General features: G+C 75.0%; 14 protein-coding genes and 1 tRNA gene. 10 read left to right on the forward strand and 5 right to left on the reverse strand.

The features are described from left to right. Positions 1-217: 217 nt before the first annotated feature. The 5 genes from ABT092_RS29575 (at position 218) to ABT092_RS29595 (ending at position 8,102) form a co-directional block, all read left to right on the forward strand. On the forward strand, positions 218-1,927 hold the full coding sequence (locus tag ABT092_RS29575) for a beta-N-acetylhexosaminidase (protein WP_351249324.1): 1,710 nt from the start codon (positions 218-220) through the stop codon (positions 1,925-1,927). Between the two features lie 397 nt (positions 1,928-2,324). Next, positions 2,325-3,218, forward strand: a complete 894-nt coding sequence (locus ABT092_RS29580) for an FAD binding domain-containing protein (RefSeq protein ID WP_351249326.1) — start codon at positions 2,325-2,327, stop codon at positions 3,216-3,218. Next, positions 3,215-4,801, forward strand: a complete 1,587-nt coding sequence (locus ABT092_RS29585; protein WP_351249328.1) for a (2Fe-2S)-binding protein — start codon at positions 3,215-3,217, stop codon at positions 4,799-4,801. Before ABT092_RS29580 ends, ABT092_RS29585 begins: the two co-directional genes overlap by 4 nt. Then, positions 4,798-7,128, forward strand: a complete 2,331-nt coding sequence (locus ABT092_RS29590) for a xanthine dehydrogenase family protein molybdopterin-binding subunit (RefSeq protein WP_451361418.1) — start codon at positions 4,798-4,800, stop codon at positions 7,126-7,128. Before ABT092_RS29585 ends, ABT092_RS29590 begins: the two co-directional genes overlap by 4 nt. A gap of 113 nt (positions 7,129-7,241) precedes the next feature. Continuing rightward, a complete protein-coding gene (locus ABT092_RS29595) occupies positions 7,242-8,102 on the forward strand; it encodes an SUKH-4 family immunity protein (protein ID WP_351249330.1) in 861 nt (286 codons plus the stop codon). A gap of 89 nt (positions 8,103-8,191) precedes the next feature. Here the strand turns inward: ABT092_RS29595 and ABT092_RS29600 are convergent. Continuing rightward, positions 8,192-8,263 (reverse strand) — tRNA-Cys (locus ABT092_RS29600). A 267-nt stretch (positions 8,264-8,530) separates the two neighbouring features. Here ABT092_RS29600 and ABT092_RS29605 point away from each other — a divergent pair. Continuing rightward, on the forward strand, positions 8,531-9,721 hold the full coding sequence (locus ABT092_RS29605) for an alpha/beta hydrolase family protein (protein ID WP_351249332.1): 1,191 nt from the start codon (positions 8,531-8,533) through the stop codon (positions 9,719-9,721). Between the two features lie 58 nt (positions 9,722-9,779). On the opposite strand, the gene ABT092_RS29610 is transcribed toward ABT092_RS29605, so the two are convergent. Both ABT092_RS29610 and ABT092_RS29615 read right to left on the reverse strand, forming a co-directional pair. After that, a complete protein-coding gene (locus ABT092_RS29610) occupies positions 9,780-10,712 on the reverse strand; it encodes an N-acetyltransferase (protein ID WP_351249334.1) in 933 nt (310 codons plus the stop codon). Positions 10,713-10,837: 125 nt separating this feature from the next. Beyond that, entirely contained in the window at positions 10,838-11,224 is a 387-nt protein-coding gene (locus ABT092_RS29615) for a VOC family protein (protein WP_351249336.1), read from the reverse strand. Between the two features lie 301 nt (positions 11,225-11,525). On the opposite strand from ABT092_RS29615, the gene ABT092_RS29620 reads away from it, so the two are divergent. The 4 genes from ABT092_RS29620 (at position 11,526) to ABT092_RS29635 (ending at position 16,965) form a co-directional block, all read left to right on the forward strand. After that, entirely contained in the window at positions 11,526-13,121 is a 1,596-nt protein-coding gene (locus ABT092_RS29620) for an MFS transporter (RefSeq protein ID WP_351249338.1), read from the forward strand. Between the two features lie 182 nt (positions 13,122-13,303). Further along, a complete protein-coding gene (locus tag ABT092_RS29625) occupies positions 13,304-15,094 on the forward strand; it encodes a DEAD/DEAH box helicase (protein ID WP_351249340.1) in 1,791 nt (596 codons plus the stop codon). A 391-nt stretch (positions 15,095-15,485) separates the two neighbouring features. Further along, positions 15,486-16,127 (forward strand): IclR family transcriptional regulator, encoded by a 642-nt coding sequence (locus tag ABT092_RS29630; protein ID WP_351249342.1) that lies wholly within the window; start codon positions 15,486-15,488, stop codon positions 16,125-16,127. Positions 16,128-16,176: 49 nt separating this feature from the next. After that, positions 16,177-16,965, forward strand: a complete 789-nt coding sequence (locus tag ABT092_RS29635; protein WP_351249344.1) for a S16 family serine protease — start codon at positions 16,177-16,179, stop codon at positions 16,963-16,965. A gap of 19 nt (positions 16,966-16,984) precedes the next feature. On the opposite strand, the gene ABT092_RS29640 is transcribed toward ABT092_RS29635, so the two are convergent. Beyond that, on the reverse strand, positions 16,985-17,596 hold the full coding sequence (locus ABT092_RS29640; protein ID WP_351249350.1) for a type 1 glutamine amidotransferase family protein: 612 nt from the start codon (positions 17,594-17,596) through the stop codon (positions 16,985-16,987). A gap of 97 nt (positions 17,597-17,693) precedes the next feature. After that, positions 17,694-17,876, reverse strand: a complete 183-nt coding sequence (locus ABT092_RS29645) for a hypothetical protein (RefSeq protein WP_351249346.1) — start codon at positions 17,874-17,876, stop codon at positions 17,694-17,696. Positions 17,877-18,053 lie beyond the last annotated feature (177 nt).

Here is an 18,053-nt window from a genome sequence, read left to right on the forward strand (position 1 = left end):
GCGTCCTGATGCGGTCGATCCGGACCACCGACATCAACCCGCAAACCACTCAAAGCGACCTCACTGAAGCCGCTTGACATCCATAGGAGCATCCCCTGCCCACCCCCACCCGAATGACCATCGAAGGAACCCGGAAAGGACCGACGCCGCAGTGACCGGCGGACGGACGACCGACGATGCGCACGCACACACCACCGATTCGGAAACGGAAGACGTCATGACGGGTGAAGCCGCGACGAACAGGTCAGCAGAAGGCGACGATCCCACCGTGGAGGGGGCCCTGGTCCCCGCCCCGCGGCGACTGGTCCGCACCGGCGACGGCCGCCCGGAGCTGCACACCGGCACCCTGCTGGAGACCGGCCCGGGCACCGAACCGACCGCCCGCTGGCTCCGCGCCCAGCTGGGCGCCGCCACCGGACTGCCGTTCGGCGAGGCCCCGGCCGGCGCCCCGGCCCCCGGGGACGACCCCGGGCGGATCGACCGCCTGGCCCTGGTCGTCGACCCCGAACTCCCCGCCGAGGGCTACCGGCTGACGGTCGCCGCGCCCACCACCCGCATCGAGGGCGGCAGCCCCGCCGGGGTGTTCTGGGGCGCCCAGACCCTGCGTCAACTCCTCGGCGCCGACGCCCACCGCCGCGCCCCGATCGACCCGGCGCGGCAGTGGACGCTGCCGCAGGTCACCGTGGAGGACGCGCCGCGCTTCGGGTGGCGGGGCATGATGATGGACGTGTCCCGCCACTTCACGCCCAAGGAGGGCGTGCTGCGGTACCTGGACCTGCTCGCCGCCCACAAGCTGAACGTCTTCCACTTCCACCTCACCGACGACCAGGGCTGGCGCATCGAGATCAAGCGCTACCCCAAGCTCACCGAGGCCGGCGCCTGGCGCTCCCGCACCAAGTGGGGCCACCGGGCCTCGCCGCTCTGGGACGACAAGCCGCACGGCGGCTACTACACCCAGGACGACATCCGCGAGATCGTCGCCTACGCCGCCGCCCGGCACATCCGGATCGTCCCGGAGATCGACGTCCCCGGCCACTCGCAGGCCGCCATCACCGCCTACCCCGAACTCGGCAACGCCGACGTCGTGGACACCGCGGCCATGACCGTCTGGGACACCTGGGGCGTCAGCCCCAACGTCCTCGCCCCCACCGACCACACCCTGCGCTTCTACGAGGGCGTGTTGGAGGAGGTGCTGGCGCTCTTCCCGGCCGAGACCTCGCCCTTCGTCCACATCGGCGGGGACGAGTGCCCCAAGGACCAGTGGCGGCAGTCGCCGGCCGCGCAGGCGCGCATCCGGGAACTCGGGCTCAAGGACGAGGACGAACTCCAGTCCTGGTTCATCCGCCACTTCGACGCCTGGATCGCCGAGCGCGGCCGTCGGCTCATCGGCTGGGACGAGATCCTGGAGGGCGGCCTGGCACCCGGCGCCGCGGTTTCCTCCTGGCGCGGCTACGGCGGCGGCATCACCGCGGCCCGCGCCGGACACGACGTCGTCATGTGCCCGGAACAGCAGGTCTACCTCGACCACCGGCAGCACGACGGCCCCGACGAGCCGGTGCCGATCGGTTTCGTCCGCACCCTGGAGGACGTGTACCGCTTCGAGCCGGTACCGCCGGAGTTGACCCCGGAGGAGGCCCGGCACGTCCTCGGCACCCAGGCCAACGTGTGGGCCGAGGTGATGGAGAACTCCTCGCGCATGGACTACCAGGTGTTCCCGCGGCTGGCCGCCTTCGCCGAGGTCGCCTGGAGCACCCTGCCCGCCTCCGCCGACCGGGACTTCGCCGAGTTCGAGGACCGGATGACGGAGCACTACCGGCGCCTGGACGCCCTCGGCGTCCAGTACCGGCCGCCGACCGGCCCGCTGCCCTGGCAGCAGCGGCCCGGTCTGCTGGGCCGCCCGATCGAGGGCCCGCCGCCGAACGTGTGAGTGCGCCGGGGCGTCCGCCCCCGGCAGCCGTCCGCCCCCGGCGGGCGCGGGACTTCCGCGTCCACCGGGGGCGCGCCCGTGCCGCCCCGCGCACGGGTGACGGCGGCGTGTCCGGAATGTATCGGCCGCTCCCGAGATGTTTCCGCGAGGGTCGCGTGCTCCGGCGTGCGCCCGGCGGACGGGGCGCACGGCTGCCACCAAAAGAGTGGCAATGCGCGTGCACCGTCGAACGGGGTGGAAACCGGGCCATTCCCCCGGAGTTCTGAAGAAAACCTCCTAGCGGACCCCCGCGTCGAGCACCGGTGAAGATGTGCCAGAGTTGCCACGTCCGGCCCGTGAGCACGTACCGTACGGGCCACAGGACGACCAGGCGGGACAGCGGGAAGGGGCAGCCGGTTTGACCACGCACGCACCGCAGGCGACGCGATCCGTGATGCTGCCGGGCTCACTCGACGAGGCGGTCGCGGCACTCGCCGCACACCCCGCCGCCGTACCCGTGGCCGGCGGAACGGACCTGATGGCCGCGGTCAACTCCGGCCAACTGCGGCCCGCCGCGCTCGTCGGCCTCGGCCGCATCAGCGAGATCCGCGGCTGGCAGTACCAGGACGGCCACGCCCTGCTCGGCGCGGGACTCACCCACGCCCGCATGGGCCGGCCCGACTTCGCCGCGCTGATCCCGGCGCTCGCCGCCGCCGCCCGCGCCGCCGGCCCGCCCCAGATCCGCAACGCCGGCACCCTCGGCGGCAACATCGCCTCCGGCGCCCCCACCGGCGACGCCCTCCCGGTGCTCGCCGCGCTCGAAGCCACCGTGATCCTCGCCGGCCCCGACGGTTCCCGCCGCGAGATCCCCGTCTCGCACCTGCTCACCGGCATGGACGGGCTCGGCGGAGGCGAACTCATCGGCTACGTCCGGGTGCCCCTGCTGCACGCCCCCCAGGTCTTCCTGAAGGCCACCGGACGCACCGGCCCCGGCCGCGCCACCGCCTCCGTCGCCCTGGTCCTGGACCCGGCCCGACGCGGGGTGCGCTGTGCGGTGGGCGCCGTCGCCCCGATGCCGCTGCGCCCCCTGGAGGCGGAGCAGTGGGTCGCCTCCCTCATCGACTGGGACGGCAGCCGCACCCTGGTGCCCGAGGCGCTCCGGGCGTTCGGCGAGTACGTCGCCGCCGCCTGCGTCCCGGACGCACCACCCGCCGAGGACGGCACGCCCCAGCCGCTGCCGCCCGCCGTACTGCACCTGCGGCGCACCGTCGCCGTGCTGGCCCGTCGAGCACTGGGAAGGGCGCTGTCGTGACCGACGCACACCGCGGCACGGGCGGCTGGGAGCCGATCCCGAGCGGCGACCACGACCCGGAGGCCGGTGCCGACGCCACCGCCTTCGTGCAACTCCCCGAGGGCGTCTTCGACCGGCTGCCCGGCTCCCCGCTGGCCGCGCCCGGCCACGGCTACGTCCCGCCGCACATCGCGGCCGGCCCGGCCGACGCCTGGGCCCCGCAGGGCTCCGGCACGCCCCCGCACGCCCCGGAGTGGCCCACCCCCGCGCAGGGCACCGAGACCGCCCACACCACCGGCACCGCGCACGCCCCGGCGGACGCCGCCGCACCCCGGCCCCGCACCGGCGGCTACGACACTGGCGACACCGCGCAGTGGACCTTCCCGGACGCCCTGCCGACCCGCTCCGAGCCGGCCACGCCCGGCCAGGACCCGGCCCCGAGCACCACCGGACAGTGGTCCATCCCGCTGGCCGAGAGCGAGCTGCCGGAGGAGTCCGGCGAGTTCACCACCTCCGTGCTGGCCTCGCAGTGGAGCGCCGCCCCGCCCGCCACCCTGCCCGGCGGCGCCTCCGCGCCCTGGGCCGCCGCCCCGGCCCCCGACTGGCACGGCACCCCCGCCGACGCCACCCCCGTCCACGGCACGCCGGTCCACGAGGCGACCCCCGCGCACGGCACCGACACCGCCCCGGCGCACCGCCCGCCCGCCGCCCCCGAGCCGCCGGCCCCGCAGTCCGTGGCCGTCGAGGAGCCGCCCCCGGCCGAACCCGCCGCCCCCGAGCCGCCGGCCGCCGCGGACCCCGCCCCCGAACCGCCCGCCGACCGGCCCGAGCCGGAGGCGGAACCCGCCGCGGACGCGGAACCCCCCGCGCAGGCCCCGGCCGACGACCCGGTGGCGGACGCCCCGGAGGAACCGACCGCCGAAGCACCCGAGGACCTCCCCGCGGAGGAACCGGCGGCCGAGGAGCCCGAGGGCGCCCCGGCCCCCGGGGCACGCCACGACGAACACCCCCTGATCTCCTACGTGCTGCGCGTCAACGGCGTCGACCGGCCCGTCACCGAGGCGTGGATCGGCGAATCGCTGCTCTACGTCCTGCGCGAACGCCTCGGCCTCGCCGGCGCCAAGGACGGCTGCTCCCAGGGCGAGTGCGGGGCCTGCAACATCCAGGTGGACGGCCGGCTCGTCGCCTCCTGCCTGGTGCCCGCCGCCACCACCGCGGGCAGCGAGATCCGCACCGTCGAGGGCCTCGCCGCGGACGGCCACCCCTCCGACGTCCAACGGGCCCTGGCCCGCTGCGGCGCCGTGCAGTGCGGATTCTGCGTCCCCGGCATGGCGATGACCGTCCACGACCTGCTGGAGGGCAACCCCGCCCCCTCCGACCAGGAGGCCCGCCAGGCGCTGTGCGGCAACCTGTGCCGCTGCTCCGGCTACCGCGGCGTCCTCGAAGCCGTCCAGGAGGTGGTCGCCGAACGCCGGGCGCACGCCGCCGCGTCCGAGCCCGAACCACCCGGGGAACCCCGCATCCCGCACCAGGCGGGCCCCGGCGCGGGCGGCGTCCACCCCACCGCGCACGAGCCCTACGGCCAGGACGGAGGCGCGGCGTGAGCAACGACACGACCACGACGACCGTGATCACCGCCGCCACCGCCCACCCCGCGCCCGTCTCCGAACCGCTGCCGCACGGCATCGGCGCCTCGGTGCCCTCCCCGCACGCCCGCGCCAAGACCGAGGGCACCTTCCCCTACGCGGCCGACCTGTGGGCCGAAGGGCTGCTGTGGGCCGCCGTGCTGCGCTCCCCGCACCCGCACGCCCGCATCCTCTCCGTCGACACCTCCCACGCCCGGGCGATGCCCGGCGTCCGGGCCGTCATCACCCACCAGGACGTGCCCGGCAGCCCGGTGTTCGGCCGCCGCGGCCGGGGCGACCGCCCCGTGTTCGCCTCCGAGGTGGTCCGCCACCACGGCGAACCCATCGCCGCCGTCGCCGCCGACCACCCGGACACCGCGCGGCTGGCCGCCGCCGCCGTCCTCGTCGAGTACGAGGTGCTGGAGCCGGTCGTCGACCCGGAGCAGGCGTTCTCCGCCGAGCCCCTGCACCCGGACGGCAACCTCATCCGGCACATCCCGCTGGCCCACGGCGACCCCGGGGCCACCGGCCCCGTCATCGTCGAGGGCGTCTACCGGATCGGCCGCCAGGACCCGGCCCCCATCGGCGCCGAGGCCGGGCTCGCGGTGCCCCGCCCGGACGGCGGCGTCGAACTGTACGTCGCCTCCACCGACCCGCACCGCGACCGCGACCTCGCCGCGGCCTGCTACGGACTCGCCCCGGACCGGGTCAAGGTCGTCGTCACCGGAGTGCCCGGCGCCACCGCCGACCGCGACGACCCCGGCTTCCACCTGCCGCTCGGGCTGCTCGCCCTGAAGACCGGCTGCCCCGTCAAACTGACCGCCACCCGCGAGGAGTCCTTCCTCGGCCACGCCCACCGCCACCCCACCCTGCTGCGCTACCGCCACCACGCCGACGCCGAGGGCCGCCTCGTCAAGGTCGAGGCCCAGGTGCTGCTGGACGCCGGTGCCTACGCCGACACCTCGGCGGAGGCGCTCGCCGCCGCGGTGGCCTTCGCCTGCGGCCCGTACGTGGTGCCCAACGCGTTCGTCGAGGGGTGGGCGGTCCGCACCAACAACCCGCCCTCCGGGCACGTCCGCGGGGAGGGCGCGCTCCAGGTGTGCGCGGCCTACGAGGCCCAGATGGACAAGCTCGCCCGGGCGCTCGGCGCCGACCCGGCCGAGGTGCGGATGCGCAACGTCCTCGCCACCGGCGACGCCCTGCCCACCGGGCAGACCGTCACCTGCCCCGCACCCGTCGCGGAACTCCTCACCGCCGTCCGCGAGTTCCCGCTGCCCCCGCTGCCCAAGGACACCCCCGAGGACGAGTGGCTGCTGCCCGGCGGCCCCGAGGGCGCCGGCGAGCCCTCCGCGGTCCGCCGCGGTGTCGGCTACGGCCTCGGCATGGTCCACATGCTCGGCGCGGAGGGCACCGACGAGGTCTCCACCGCCACCGTCAAGGTCCACGACGGCATCGCCACCGTCATCTGCGCCGCCGTCGAGACCGGACAGGGCTTCAGCACCCTCGCCCAACAGATCGTCCAGGAGACGCTGGGCGTCGACGAGGTGCACATCGCCCCCGTCGACACCGACCAGCCCTCCGCCGGGGCGGCCTGCCGGGGCCGTCACACCTGGGTCTCCGGCGGTGCGGTGGAACGCGCGGCCAAGATGGTCCGCACCCAACTCCTCCAGCCGCTGGCCCACAAGTTCGGCATGTCCACCGAACTGCTCCAGATCGCCGACGGGAAGATCACCTCCTACGACGGGGTGCTCTCCACCACCGTCAGCGAGGCGCTCGACGGCAAGGAGCTCTGGGCCACCGCCCAGTGCCGCCCGCACCCCACCGAGCCCCTCGACGAGGCCGGCCAGGGCGACGCCTTCGTGGGGCTCGCGTTCTGCGCCGTCCGCGCGGTGGTCGACGTCGACATCGAACTCGGCTCCGTCCGGGTGGTGGAACTCGCCGTCGCCCAGGACGTCGGCCGGATCCTCAACCCCGCACAGCTCAGGGCCCGCATCGAAGCCGGGGTCACCCAGGGCGTGGGCGCCGCCCTCACCGAGAACCTCCGCACCCCGCGGGGCCTGGTCCGCCACCCCGACCTCACCGGGTACGCCCTGCCCACCGCCCTCGACGCCCCCAGCATCCGGATCGTCAAACTCGTCGAGGAACGGGACGTGGTCGCGCCCTTCGGAGCGAAGGCCGTCAGCGCGGTGCCCGTGGTCACCAGCCCCGCCGCCATCGCCTCCGCGGTGCGGGCGGCCACCGGCCGCCCGGTGTCCCGACTGCCCATCCGCCCGCAGGCCGCCGTGGTGACCTCCCCGACCGGCTGAGGGACGGGCCCTGTCAGTGGGGTCCCGTACCGTCGCAGGCGTTCGGGGCCACGGCGCACCACGACCGGCCACGGCCCGTCGACCGTTCGCCGACACGCCACGGGGGCCGCCGCATGGACACGACCGAGACGCCCGCAGCACCCGGGTGCGACCCCGGGGCGCTCCGCCGCTTCGAACGGGCGCTGCGCCGGGCCGCGGAGCCGACGCCCTGGACCACCGGCGCGCCGTCCCCCGGCGCCGGCTACGGACTCCCGGCCGCGACCGAGGCCGCCCGCCGGCTCCTCGACCTCTTCCGGGCCGAACTCCACGGCGCCCCCGTCCCGCCCCGCTGGCAGGTCGCCGCCCTGGTGCGGCCCTTGGCCCGGGTGCCGGCCCCCGGACTCCACCTGCACCTCGAACTGCCGGGCCGGCTGCTGACGGAGGAGTTCGGCGCCGCCCGGATCAGTCGCTGCGAGGACGTCGACCTCCCCGCCGCGCTCCGCCACGCACCCACCCGCCGCTTCCTCCAGGACGTCGGACTCCCCGAGGCCCAGGGCGACTTCGTCGCCGCACGGCTCCCCCTGCGCACCCTCGCCGACCACCACGCCCGCACCCACCCGGTCACCGGCGGATCCGAAGACCTCCCCCCGCGCGCCGCCCGCCTGGTGCCGGTCGGCCATCTGGTGCCCGACACCGACGTGGTGGTCGACGGCACCACGGGCGAGGTCCTCGCCTGGCACTGGCCCGACCCCGAGCCCCGCCCCCTCAACACCGACGTGTCGACGCTGGCGTTCACCCTCTGGCTCCGCCACCACGTCGACGCCGCCGCCCGCTCCCACGCCCTCACCGCCCCGTCCGTCCGCCCCCTCCTCGCGGACGCGGTCCGTGCCGTTCTGGAGGCCACCGACCCGCTGCTGGCCCGGCACCGGGGGAGCGGGTGGGGCACCCGTGCGCCCGTGCGCTGCCGAACCGTTCGGGCCGGAGGGCCCTCGTAGGGCGGGAGGGCGGGACGGGACCCGACGGACGGATGGGCGGCACCCCGCGCGGGGTGCCGCCCATCCGTCGTGCCCGTTCGGGGCGGGAGAGGCCGTGGCGGGAATCGAACCCACGTAACTCGCTTTGCAGGCGAGTCCCTGAACCACTCGGGCACACGGCCGTGTGCTGGTGACGTCCTCACCGTAGGCGGGTGGGGCGGGCGGGCTCAAGGAGGGCCGGGGGCCTGTCACACGACCGCAACGACCCGTTCACGAACGGGCCCGCGGATGGAGCAGGAAGCTGGCCCGGAGGGCGAACGTGCCTACGCGGTGCGGTACTTCAGGGCGATGCGGTCCGGGTTCCCCTCGGCCCAGGGGGTGAGGTCGGTCCCGGACGGGGGCGACCGCAGGGTGATGCGGACGGCGGGCGGCCGCCCTACCGTGTGGCCATGACCCGAATGAGCCGGGCGGCCGTCGTGGCCGCCCTCGCGATGTCGCTCGCCGTGCCCGCAGGTCTGGCCGGCACGGCGGTCGCCCAGCCCGCGTCCGCCTCCGGTTCGACGGCGCCGGCCGTCCCCGCCGCCGCACCCCGACTCCCCGCGCCCACCGGCAAGCACGGGGTGGGGAGTTCGGTGCTCCACCTCGTGGACCGTTCCCGCACCGATCCGTGGGTGCCCACGGCGGACGGGCGGGAGCTGCTGGTCACGATGCACTACCCCACGGCCCGTTCGGCCAAGGGCGCCCCGGCCCGGTACGCCACGGTCGAGGAGGCGAAGGCCATGGTCGACGGGTTCGCCCCCGGCGTCCCGGCCGAGCAGGTGAGCCGGATGCGCACCCACGGCAAGGTCAACGCCCCCATATCGAAGGGGCGTTACCCGCTGGTGGTGCTGTCGCCGGGCTTCAGCGGTGCCCGGTTCACCCAGACCAACCTGGCGGAGGACCTGGCGAGTCGGGGGTTCGTGGTGGCGTCCGTGGACCACGCCTACGAGTCCTTCGGCACCTCGATGCCGGACGGCCGCTTCCTGACCTGCGTCGCCTGCACGGCGCTGGACCGCGACGGGGTCCCGCCGAGCGTGGTCACCCGGACCCGGGCGAAGGACGTGTCCTTCCTCCTCGACCGGCTGACCGGTGCCCAGCCGGCCTGGCGCCACTCCGGGTCGATCGACCGGAAGCGGATCGGCATGGTCGGCCACTCCATCGGCGGGGCGGCGGCGGCCTCCGCGATGGTGGCCGACCGGCGGGTGCGCGCCGGGGTCAACATGGACGGCGCCTTCTGGGAGGCGCTGCCGCCGCAGGGCGTCGACGGGCGGCCGTTCATGCTCCTGGGGACCGACGACGAGATGCACCGTCCCGGCGGGGCGGACCGGACCTGGGACGAGACCTGGCCGGGGTTGAACGGCTGGAAGCGCTGGCTGACGGTGGCCGGGACCAATCACCTGAGCTTCTCCGACGTGCCGGTGCTGAACGAGCACTACGCGCTGCCGGGGCGGGAGCCGATGCCGGCGGCCCGGACCACCGGGATCACCCGGACCTATGTCGCGGCCTTCCTCGACCGGCACCTGAGCGGGAAGCCCCGCCCGGTGCTGGCCGGGCCGACCGCGGGGAACCCGGAGGTGACGTTCCACCACCTGAACCGGTGACCGATGACCGGGTGACGGCAGGGTGGGCCCCGCGACCGCGGGGCCCCTGCGTCCGGACTCAGCCGGGTCGGTGCTCCCAGCCCCGTGCCGTACGGGTCAGCTCCTGGAAGCCCACGGCGCCCAGCAGGGCCAGGTCCTCCTCCTCGTCGGGCGTGGCACAGGCCGTCACCCGCTCGGTGCCGCACAGCTCCAGCCAGGCGCGGGCCCGTCCGAGGAGCCACGGGAACAGCTCGGGGTGGGCGTCCGGTGCGAGGGCGAAGTCGGCGAGGTCGGCGGTGCCGCCGGTGCGGGCGTGGCGTTCGGGGCGGTCGAGGGAGGTGTCGAGTTCGACGTGCGCCAGCTCCTCGGTGCCGACCCGGGCGGTGAGCCGGGTGCCGAGCGGGCCGAGGGTCCGGTGGACGGTGAGCCCGGGGACGGGCACCGCCGACCGGGGCGCGGGGAGGTCGACGAGACGGGCGAGCAGCAGGATCTCGGTGTGCCCGGTGTGGACGAAGCCCGCGCGTTCCAGCGCCGCCCGGACGTGCGGCCAGGGGGCCGGGACGCCGTAGACGCCGGGGGAGGGGAGCTGTCCGTCCGCGTGGCGGGCTCGGACCTGCCAGCGGTCGAGTTGGGCGAGGCACGCGGAGAGCAGCAGGTCGGCGGCGGCTGCGCCCTCGTCCGGGGTGTCCTGGTCGGGGTCGGCGGGCAGGTGGAGGGACCACTGGACGTGGCCGGTGTCGCGGTAGTCGTCACCGGTGTCGAGGTCGTCGCGGTAGCGCAGCAGGTGGGCGGCGGCGACGATGCGGTGGCGGTGTTCGACGACGAGGGTGGTCCGCTCGGCGACCCAGGGGTCGAGGACGAACTCGTCGGGCTGGCGTTCCAGGCTGCTGAGTACCGTGTTGACCGAGACTCCGGCCCCGGGGACGACCGCGGCGACATGGGCGTTGACCAGGTCGGTGAGTTGGTCGCGGTCCTCGCGGTGGAAGGTGCGCACGTTCAGGGGTGCGGGCATGACGATGCCTCCGTGGAGTGGAACGGGGGAGGCCGCCATGAGGTGCGGTACGCGCTCACCCTAACACCGGGCACCGGCCGGTACCGGTGTGCGCCGGTCGGGCCCCTGCGTCCTCGCCGGCGGGGTCAGCGCTGGTGGAGGAGTTGGATCAGGTTGCCGCAGGTGTCGTCCAGCACGGCGGTGGTGACCGGGCCGGCGTCCAGCGGCTCCTGGGTGAAGCGCACCCCGAGCCCGCGCAGCCGGGCGAACTCTTCGCCGACATCGGCCACCGAGAAGGACGCGGCCGGGATGCCGTCCTGGACCAGGGCCGTCTTGTAGGGCCGCACGGCGGGGTGCCCGTCCGGTTCCAGCAGGAGTTCCGTGCCCTCGGGGTCCTCGGGGGAGACCACCGTCAGCCAGCGGTCCTCGCCGAGGGGGACGTCGTGCTTCACCACGAAGCCCAGGACCTCGGTGTAGAAGTGCCGTGCCTTGTCCTGGTCGTCGACGAAGACGCTGGTCAGATGGATCCTCATGGTGCTCTCCGGTGCCTCTCGTCGGGTCGTCTCCGCTGCCCGTCGGCCGGTGGGGCCGGGGCCGCGGCCGGGCGTGCGGGGTCCCGGGCGGCGCGGGGCGCGGGTCCCGGCCATCCTCCGCCGGGCCCCCGCCGCCGGCAAGCGGTGGCCCGGGGCCGTTCCTCGGGCCCGGCCCGCGGGGACGGCGACCGCCGCCGTCCCCGCGGCTGCCCGGGCGGGGGACGTACGACCAACGGCGGAGGCGCTTTCCGTGCACCGGGCAATGGCCAGGTGCCGGGTGCGCCTCTTACCTTTGGTGGTCATGAGCCCCTTCGACCCCGGCGAGCCCGATCCCCTCCCCGTCACCCCTGAATCCGCCGGTCAACCGGCCCACTCGAAGGGTTCGGCACCCATCGCGGTGCGTGCCCCGGACCCCGCGGCCGCTGCGGCCCCCGCCGGGGCCGTCGAGGGCGGGGTGCTGGGGCCCGCGTACCGGGCCCTGAGCATCGGCATCGTGTCGGTCGTCCTGCTGATCGCGTTCGAAGCGACGGCGGTCGGCACCGCCATGCCGGTGGCGGCCCGGGAACTGGACGGGATCTCGCTCTACGCCTTCGCCTTCTCCGGCTACTTCACCACCAGCCTGTTCGGGATGGTGCTGGCCGGGCAGTGGGCGGACCGGCAGGGGCCGCTGAAACCGCTCGCCCTCGGCATCCTCGCCTTCGGGATGGGGCTCGTCCTGTCCGGCACCGCCGGGCTGATGTGGCTGTTCATCCTCGGGCGGGCCGTGCAGGGGCTCGGCGGCGGGCTGGTGATCGTCGCGCTGTACGTGGTGGTGAGCCGGGCGTACCCGGAGCGGCTACGGCCGGCGATCATGGCGGCATTCGCGGCGAGTTGGGTGCTGCCCTCGGTGGTCGGCCCGCTGGCCTCCGGCACGGTGACCGAGCACCTGGGCTGGCGCTGGGTGTTCCTGGGCGTCCCGGCCCTGGTGCTGGTGCCACTGGCGCTGGCGCTGCCGCAGATACGCCGTCGGGCCTCGGGCCCGCCGCCCGCCGACCTCCCCGAGGGCGGCCCGCGGACCACGGCCGAACCGCGCGGCCGGCGCATCCGCCTGGCGCTGATGATCTCGGCCGGTGCGGGGTTGCTGCAGTACGCCGCCCAGGACCTGCGCTGGCTCTCGCTGCTCCCGGCGGCGCTGGGCGGTGCGCTGCTCGTCCCGGCGGTGCTGGGGCTGCTGCCGCGCGGAACCTACCGGGCCGCCCGCGGGCTGCCCTCGGTGGTCCTGCTGCGCGGGATGGCCGCCGGCTCGTTCATCGCGGCGGAGTCCTTCGTCCCGTTGATGCTGGTGACCCAGCGCGGGCTGTCGCCGACCCTGGCCGGGCTCTCCCTGGCGGCGGGCGGCGCGACCTGGGCGCTGGGCAGCTTCGTCCAGTCGCGGGCCCGGGTGGCCCCGTACCGGCACCGGTTGATGGCGTGGGGGATGGTGCTGGTGGCCGCGGCGATCGCGACCGCGCCCACGGTGCTCCTCGCGGCGGTGCCGGTGTGGATCGTGGCGGTCGCCTGGGGCTTCGGCTGCTTCGGCATGGGGTTGGTGACCTCGGCCACCAGCGTGCTGCTGCTGGAACTGTCCGCGCCGCAGGAGGCCGGCAGCAACTCGGCGGCGCTCCAGATCTCGGACGGGCTCTCCAACGTGCTGCTGCTCGCGGTGGGCGGGGCGGCCTTCGCGGCGATGGGCGGCGGCGCGGTGGGGGCCGCGCACGGCGCTGCCACCACCGGGGGCGCCGGCGCGCACACCGGCGCGTTCGTGGTGGTGTTCCTGCCGATGGCGGTGGTGGCCGTGCTCGGGGTCTGGGTCGCCACCCGGGTGCGCCGCCCGGGGCCGTCCGCGTCCCGGGCGAACGCCCCCGCACCGGGCCGCTGACCCCGGGAAACGGGGTGCGCGGGGGCGGTCGGGCCGGTGTGTGAGGCGGGTCTCACCCCCTGCGGAGCGGGCCCCTTCGCGCCCGGAACGGGGGTCGGCCACCGGTAGGGTGGCCCGGTTGTCATACCCGTGCGGGCAGCTCGACCGGCCCGCCGGAACCGGACCACGTCGAACCGGAGACCGTGACTACCACCGCCACCCCTTCGCACCACCTGTCGCCCGCCTACCCGGGCCGAGCCCCGTGGGGAACCGCCAGCAAGCTGCGCGCCTGGCAACAAGGGGCGATGGACAGGTACCTCCAGGAACAGCCGCGCGACTTCCTCGCCGTCGCCACCCCGGGAGCCGGGAAGACCACCTTCGCGCTCACCCTCGCCTCCTGGCTGCTCCACCACCACGTCGTGCAGCAGGTGACCGTGGTCGCCCCGACCGAGCACCTGAAGAAGCAGTGGGCCGAGGCCGCCGCCCGGATAGGGATCAAGCTCGACCCCGAGTACAGCGCGGGCCCCCTGGGCCGCACGTACCAGGGCGTGGCCGTGACCTACGCGGGCGTGGGGGTGCGGCCGATGCTGCACCGCAACCGGGTCGAGCAGCGCAAGACGCTGGTCATCCTCGACGAGATCCACCACGCGGGCGACTCCAAGTCCTGGGGCGAGGCGTGCCTGGAGGCGTTCGAGCCGGCCACCCGGCGCCTGGCGCTCACCGGCACCCCGTTCCGCTCGGACACCAACCCGATCCCGTTCGTCGCCTACGAGGAGGGCAACGACGGCATCCGCCGCTCCTCCGCCGACTACACGTACGGATACGGCAGCGCGCTCGGGGACGGGGTGGTGCGCCCGGTCATCTTCCTCTCGTACAGCGGCAACATGCGGTGGCGGACCAAGGCCGGCGACGAGATCGCGGCCCGGCTCGGCGAGCCGATGACCAAGGACGCCATCTCCCAGGCGTGGCGGACCGCGCTCGACCCGCGCGGTGACTGGATGCCGAACGTGCTGCGCGCCGCCGACCGCCGGTTGACCGAGGTCCGCAAGGGCATCCCCGACGCGGGCGGCCTGGTGATCGCCTCCGACCAGGACTCGGCCCGCTCCTACGCCAAGCTGATCCGGGAGATCACCGGCGACAAGGCCACCCTGGTGCTCTCCGACGACTCGGGCGCCTCGGACCGCATCGACGAGTTCAGCCACAACGACGACCGCTGGATGGTCGCGGTGCGCATGGTGTCGGAGGGGGTCGACGTGCCGCGGCTGGCCGTCGGCGTCTACGCCACCACCATCTCCACGCCGCTGTTCTTCGCGCAGGCCGTGGGCCGATTCGTGCGCTCCCGCCGGCGCGGCGAGACCGCTTCGGTGTTCCTGCCCACCGTGCCCGACCTGCTCGGCTTCGCCAACGAGATGGAGGTGGAGCGGGACCACGTCCTCGACAAGCCGAAGAAGGAGGGCGAGGAGGACCCGTACGCCGAGTCCGAGAAGGAACTGGAGGAGGCGAACCGGGAGCAGGACGAGGACACCGGCGAGCAGGACGCGCTGCCCTTCGAGGCGCTGGAGTCGGACGCCGTGTTCGACCGGGTCCTCTACGACGGCGCCGAGTTCGGCATGCAGGCGCACCCCGGCAGCGAGGAGGAGCAGGACTACCTGGGCATCCCGGGGCTCCTCGAACCCGACCAGGTGCAACTGCTGCTCCAGAAGCGGCAGGCCCGGCAGATCGCCCACGCGCGCCGCAAGCCCGACGAGGAGGCCGACCTGCTGGAACTGCCGGCCGAGCGGCGGCCGGTGGTCTCCCACAAGGAGCTGCTGGAACTGCGCAAGCAGCTCAACACCCTGGTCGGCGCCTACGTGCACCAGAGCGGCAAGCCGCACGGGGTGATCCACACCGAGCTGCGCCGGGTCTGCGGCGGCCCGCCCAGCGCGGAGGCCACGGCGGGCCAGCTCCGTCAGCGCATCGACAAGGTGCGGGAGTGGGCCACCCGGATGCGCTGAGGAGCTCCTCGCGGGCAGGGTGCGGGGTCGGTCCGGAGCTTCGAAGGCTCCGGACCGACCCCGCGCCGGCGTACGCCCCCCAACAAGGTCCGGAAAATGACGGAACTCAGGAGCAAAGTGTCACTAATCGGACGCTACTCGTCAGTTGGAGACCGGATTCTGGACGGAGCCTTCCGCTGAGCGAACCGGGTCGCTAGGGTCCCCGCAACGCACACGCCCCGTGGCAGCGCCGCCGCGGAGCGCAGCCGGTGTGCCGGTGGGCCACGCCCGTGGGCCCCGGGCCGCCTTGGCTGCCGGCAACCTCCGCGGGCGCGCACCGCCCCGGGACGGGCGGGCCCCGCCCGTCCGCGGAGGACGCCACGGACCCCTCATCACCGAAGGAGTGGGCGTCGTGACCGCGGAGACTTCTCAGACGCTCGACCGAGGACTGCGCGTCCTCAAGCTGCTCGCCGACACCGACCACGGCCTCACCGTGACGGAACTGTCCACCAAGCTCGGGGTGAACCGCACCGTCGTGTACCGGTTGCTCGCCACCCTGGAGCAGCACGCCCTGGTCCGCCGCGACCTCGGCGGCCGGGCCCGGGTCGGGCTCGGCGTGCTGCGCCTGGGCCGACAGGTGCACCCCCTGGTCCGGGAGGCGGCGCTGCCCGCGCTGCGCGCGCTCGCCGAGGACATAGGGGCCACCGCCCACCTCACCCTGGTGGACGGAGCTGAGGCCCTCGCCGTCGCGGTGGTCGAACCCACCTGGACCGACTACCACGTCGCCTACCGCACCGGGTTCCGCCACCCCCTGGACCGGGGCGCCGCGGGAAGGGCCATCCTCGCCGCCCGGCAGGGCGTGCGCGACCAGCCCGGCTACACCCTCACCCACGGCGAACTCGAAGCCGGCGCCAGCGGCGCGGCGGCGCCCCTGCTCGGGGTGACCGGGGTGGAGGGCAGCGTCGGGGTGGTCATGCTCTCCGACTCGGTGCCGGAGCGGGTGGGGCTGCGGGTGGTGGACGCGGCCCGCGAGGTCGCCGACGCCCTGCGCTGACCGTCCCCGGGGCACGGGACGGAGCACCCCGTGCCCGTAAGGTTGCAGGGTGCTCCCACGCCTCACACGTCTCCAGGCCATCGCGTTGTGCGCCGTCCCGGTCCTCGCCCTGGTGGCCACCGCGCTCTTCGCCCCGCTGCCCTTCGTCATCGCCCAACCCGGGCTGACCGCGGACGTCCTCGGCAAGAACGACGGCACCCCCGTGATCACCATCGAGGGGGCGCCGGTCCGCAGCACCGAGGGCCAGTTGCGGATGACCACGATCGAGGCCACGGGTCCGGGCACCGACGTCGACTTCGGCTCCGTCTGGGACGGCTGGTTCCGTGAGGACCGGGCCGTGATGCCGTACGACGCGGTGTACCCGGCCGGGGACTCCACCCGGGAGATCGAGCGGCACAACACCCGCGAGATGGAGAAGTCCCAGCACACCGCGGTGCAGGCCGCCCTCGGCTACCTGGGCCGCAGCTCCGACGAGGTGCGGGTCACCCTGCGGCTCGCCGACGTGGGCGGCCCCAGCGCCGGACTCTTCTTCTCCCTCGGGGTGATCGACAAGTTGGAGGGCGACGGCAGCGGCGGCGACCTCACCGGCGGCCGGACCATCGCCGGCACCGGCACCATCACCGCGGACGGCCAGGTCGGTCCGGTGGGCGGGGTCTCCCTGAAGACCCAGGCCGCCCGGCGCGACGGCGCGACGGTCTTCCTGGTCCCCCGGGCGGAGTGCGGCGACGCCCGGGCCGAACTCCCCGAGGGGCTGCGACTCATCCCGGTCACCGACCTCAAGGGCGCGGTGGACTCCCTGAAGGCCCTCGACACGGGCGGCAAGGTCCCCAGCTGCTGACCGGGAGCGGCCCCCGCCGTCAGCGCGGGGCGAGCGCGCCCGTCCGGACGGCGCGCAGACCGCGTTCGACGGTCTCCCGCTGCTCGCCGACCGGGGCCACGTAGTCGAGGACGCCCCGCGCGGCCTCCTCGCCGAGCGTCCGGGTGATCACCCAGGTGGCGAGGTACTGGGACGCCAGACAGCCGCCCGCGGTGGCGACGTTCCCCCGCGCGTGGAACGGCGCGTCCAGCACGGTGACGCCGAGGGCCTCGACGAACGGCCGGCTCGTGGTGTCCGTGCAGGCCGGCGCGGAGTCCAACAGCCCCAGGTGCGCCAGCACCAACGCACCCGAACACTGCGCGCCGATCAACTGCCGCGACGGGTCCAGCGGCAGTCGGGAGGGCAACCAGCCCTCGGCGACCACGTCCCGGGTCCGCACCCCGCTGCCGATCAGCACCACATCGGCCTCGGGGACGAACTCCATCGGCCGCTGCCCGGTCACCTCCACCCCGTTCATCGAGGTCACCACGGGGGTCGGCGTCGTGATGAGGGCTTCCAGCCCGTTCGCACGGCACCGGTTGATCAGCGCGGACGCGATGAAGCTGTCCAGCTCGTTGAACCCGTCGAACGTGACCACGGCCACCTGCGTCATCATCACTCCTGGGAGTCGTCGGGCGCCCAGTCTCCCGGTTCCGCCGGGGCCGGGCGAGAGCCAATCGCCGGGAATCGGCCCCTTCCTGGTCGCCGGGTCAGACGCCGTGCCCCAGCCGCGGGGGCGCGGTGGCCAGGCGCAGTCCGAGTTCGACCAGGGTCCAGCCCAGTCGGGTCCGCAGGGTGCGGGGCGCCCGGGCCGGGGCGGGCCTCGGGGGCGCCGCCGCGTGCAGTGCGGCGGCGCGCTGGTGGTGCAGCAACAGATGGACGTCGGGATGCACGACGTGCTCCTTCCGGGACGGAACGGGTGTGGAACGGGGGACGGCCGGAGCCCGGGGGAGGGGCGCCCCGGCCCGGGCGGCGGTCAGTCGGTCCTACGTTGTTGGTGGGTCGGACGGGCCGTCGTAGGGTCCAGAGATCCAGAGACACCGGGTATGGCTTTCAGTCGGTTGCCCTCG

Source organism: Streptomyces sp. NPDC002490, from assembly GCF_040296045.1.
In the GTDB taxonomy this organism is placed as follows: Bacteria; Actinomycetota; Actinomycetes; order Streptomycetales; family Streptomycetaceae; genus Streptomyces.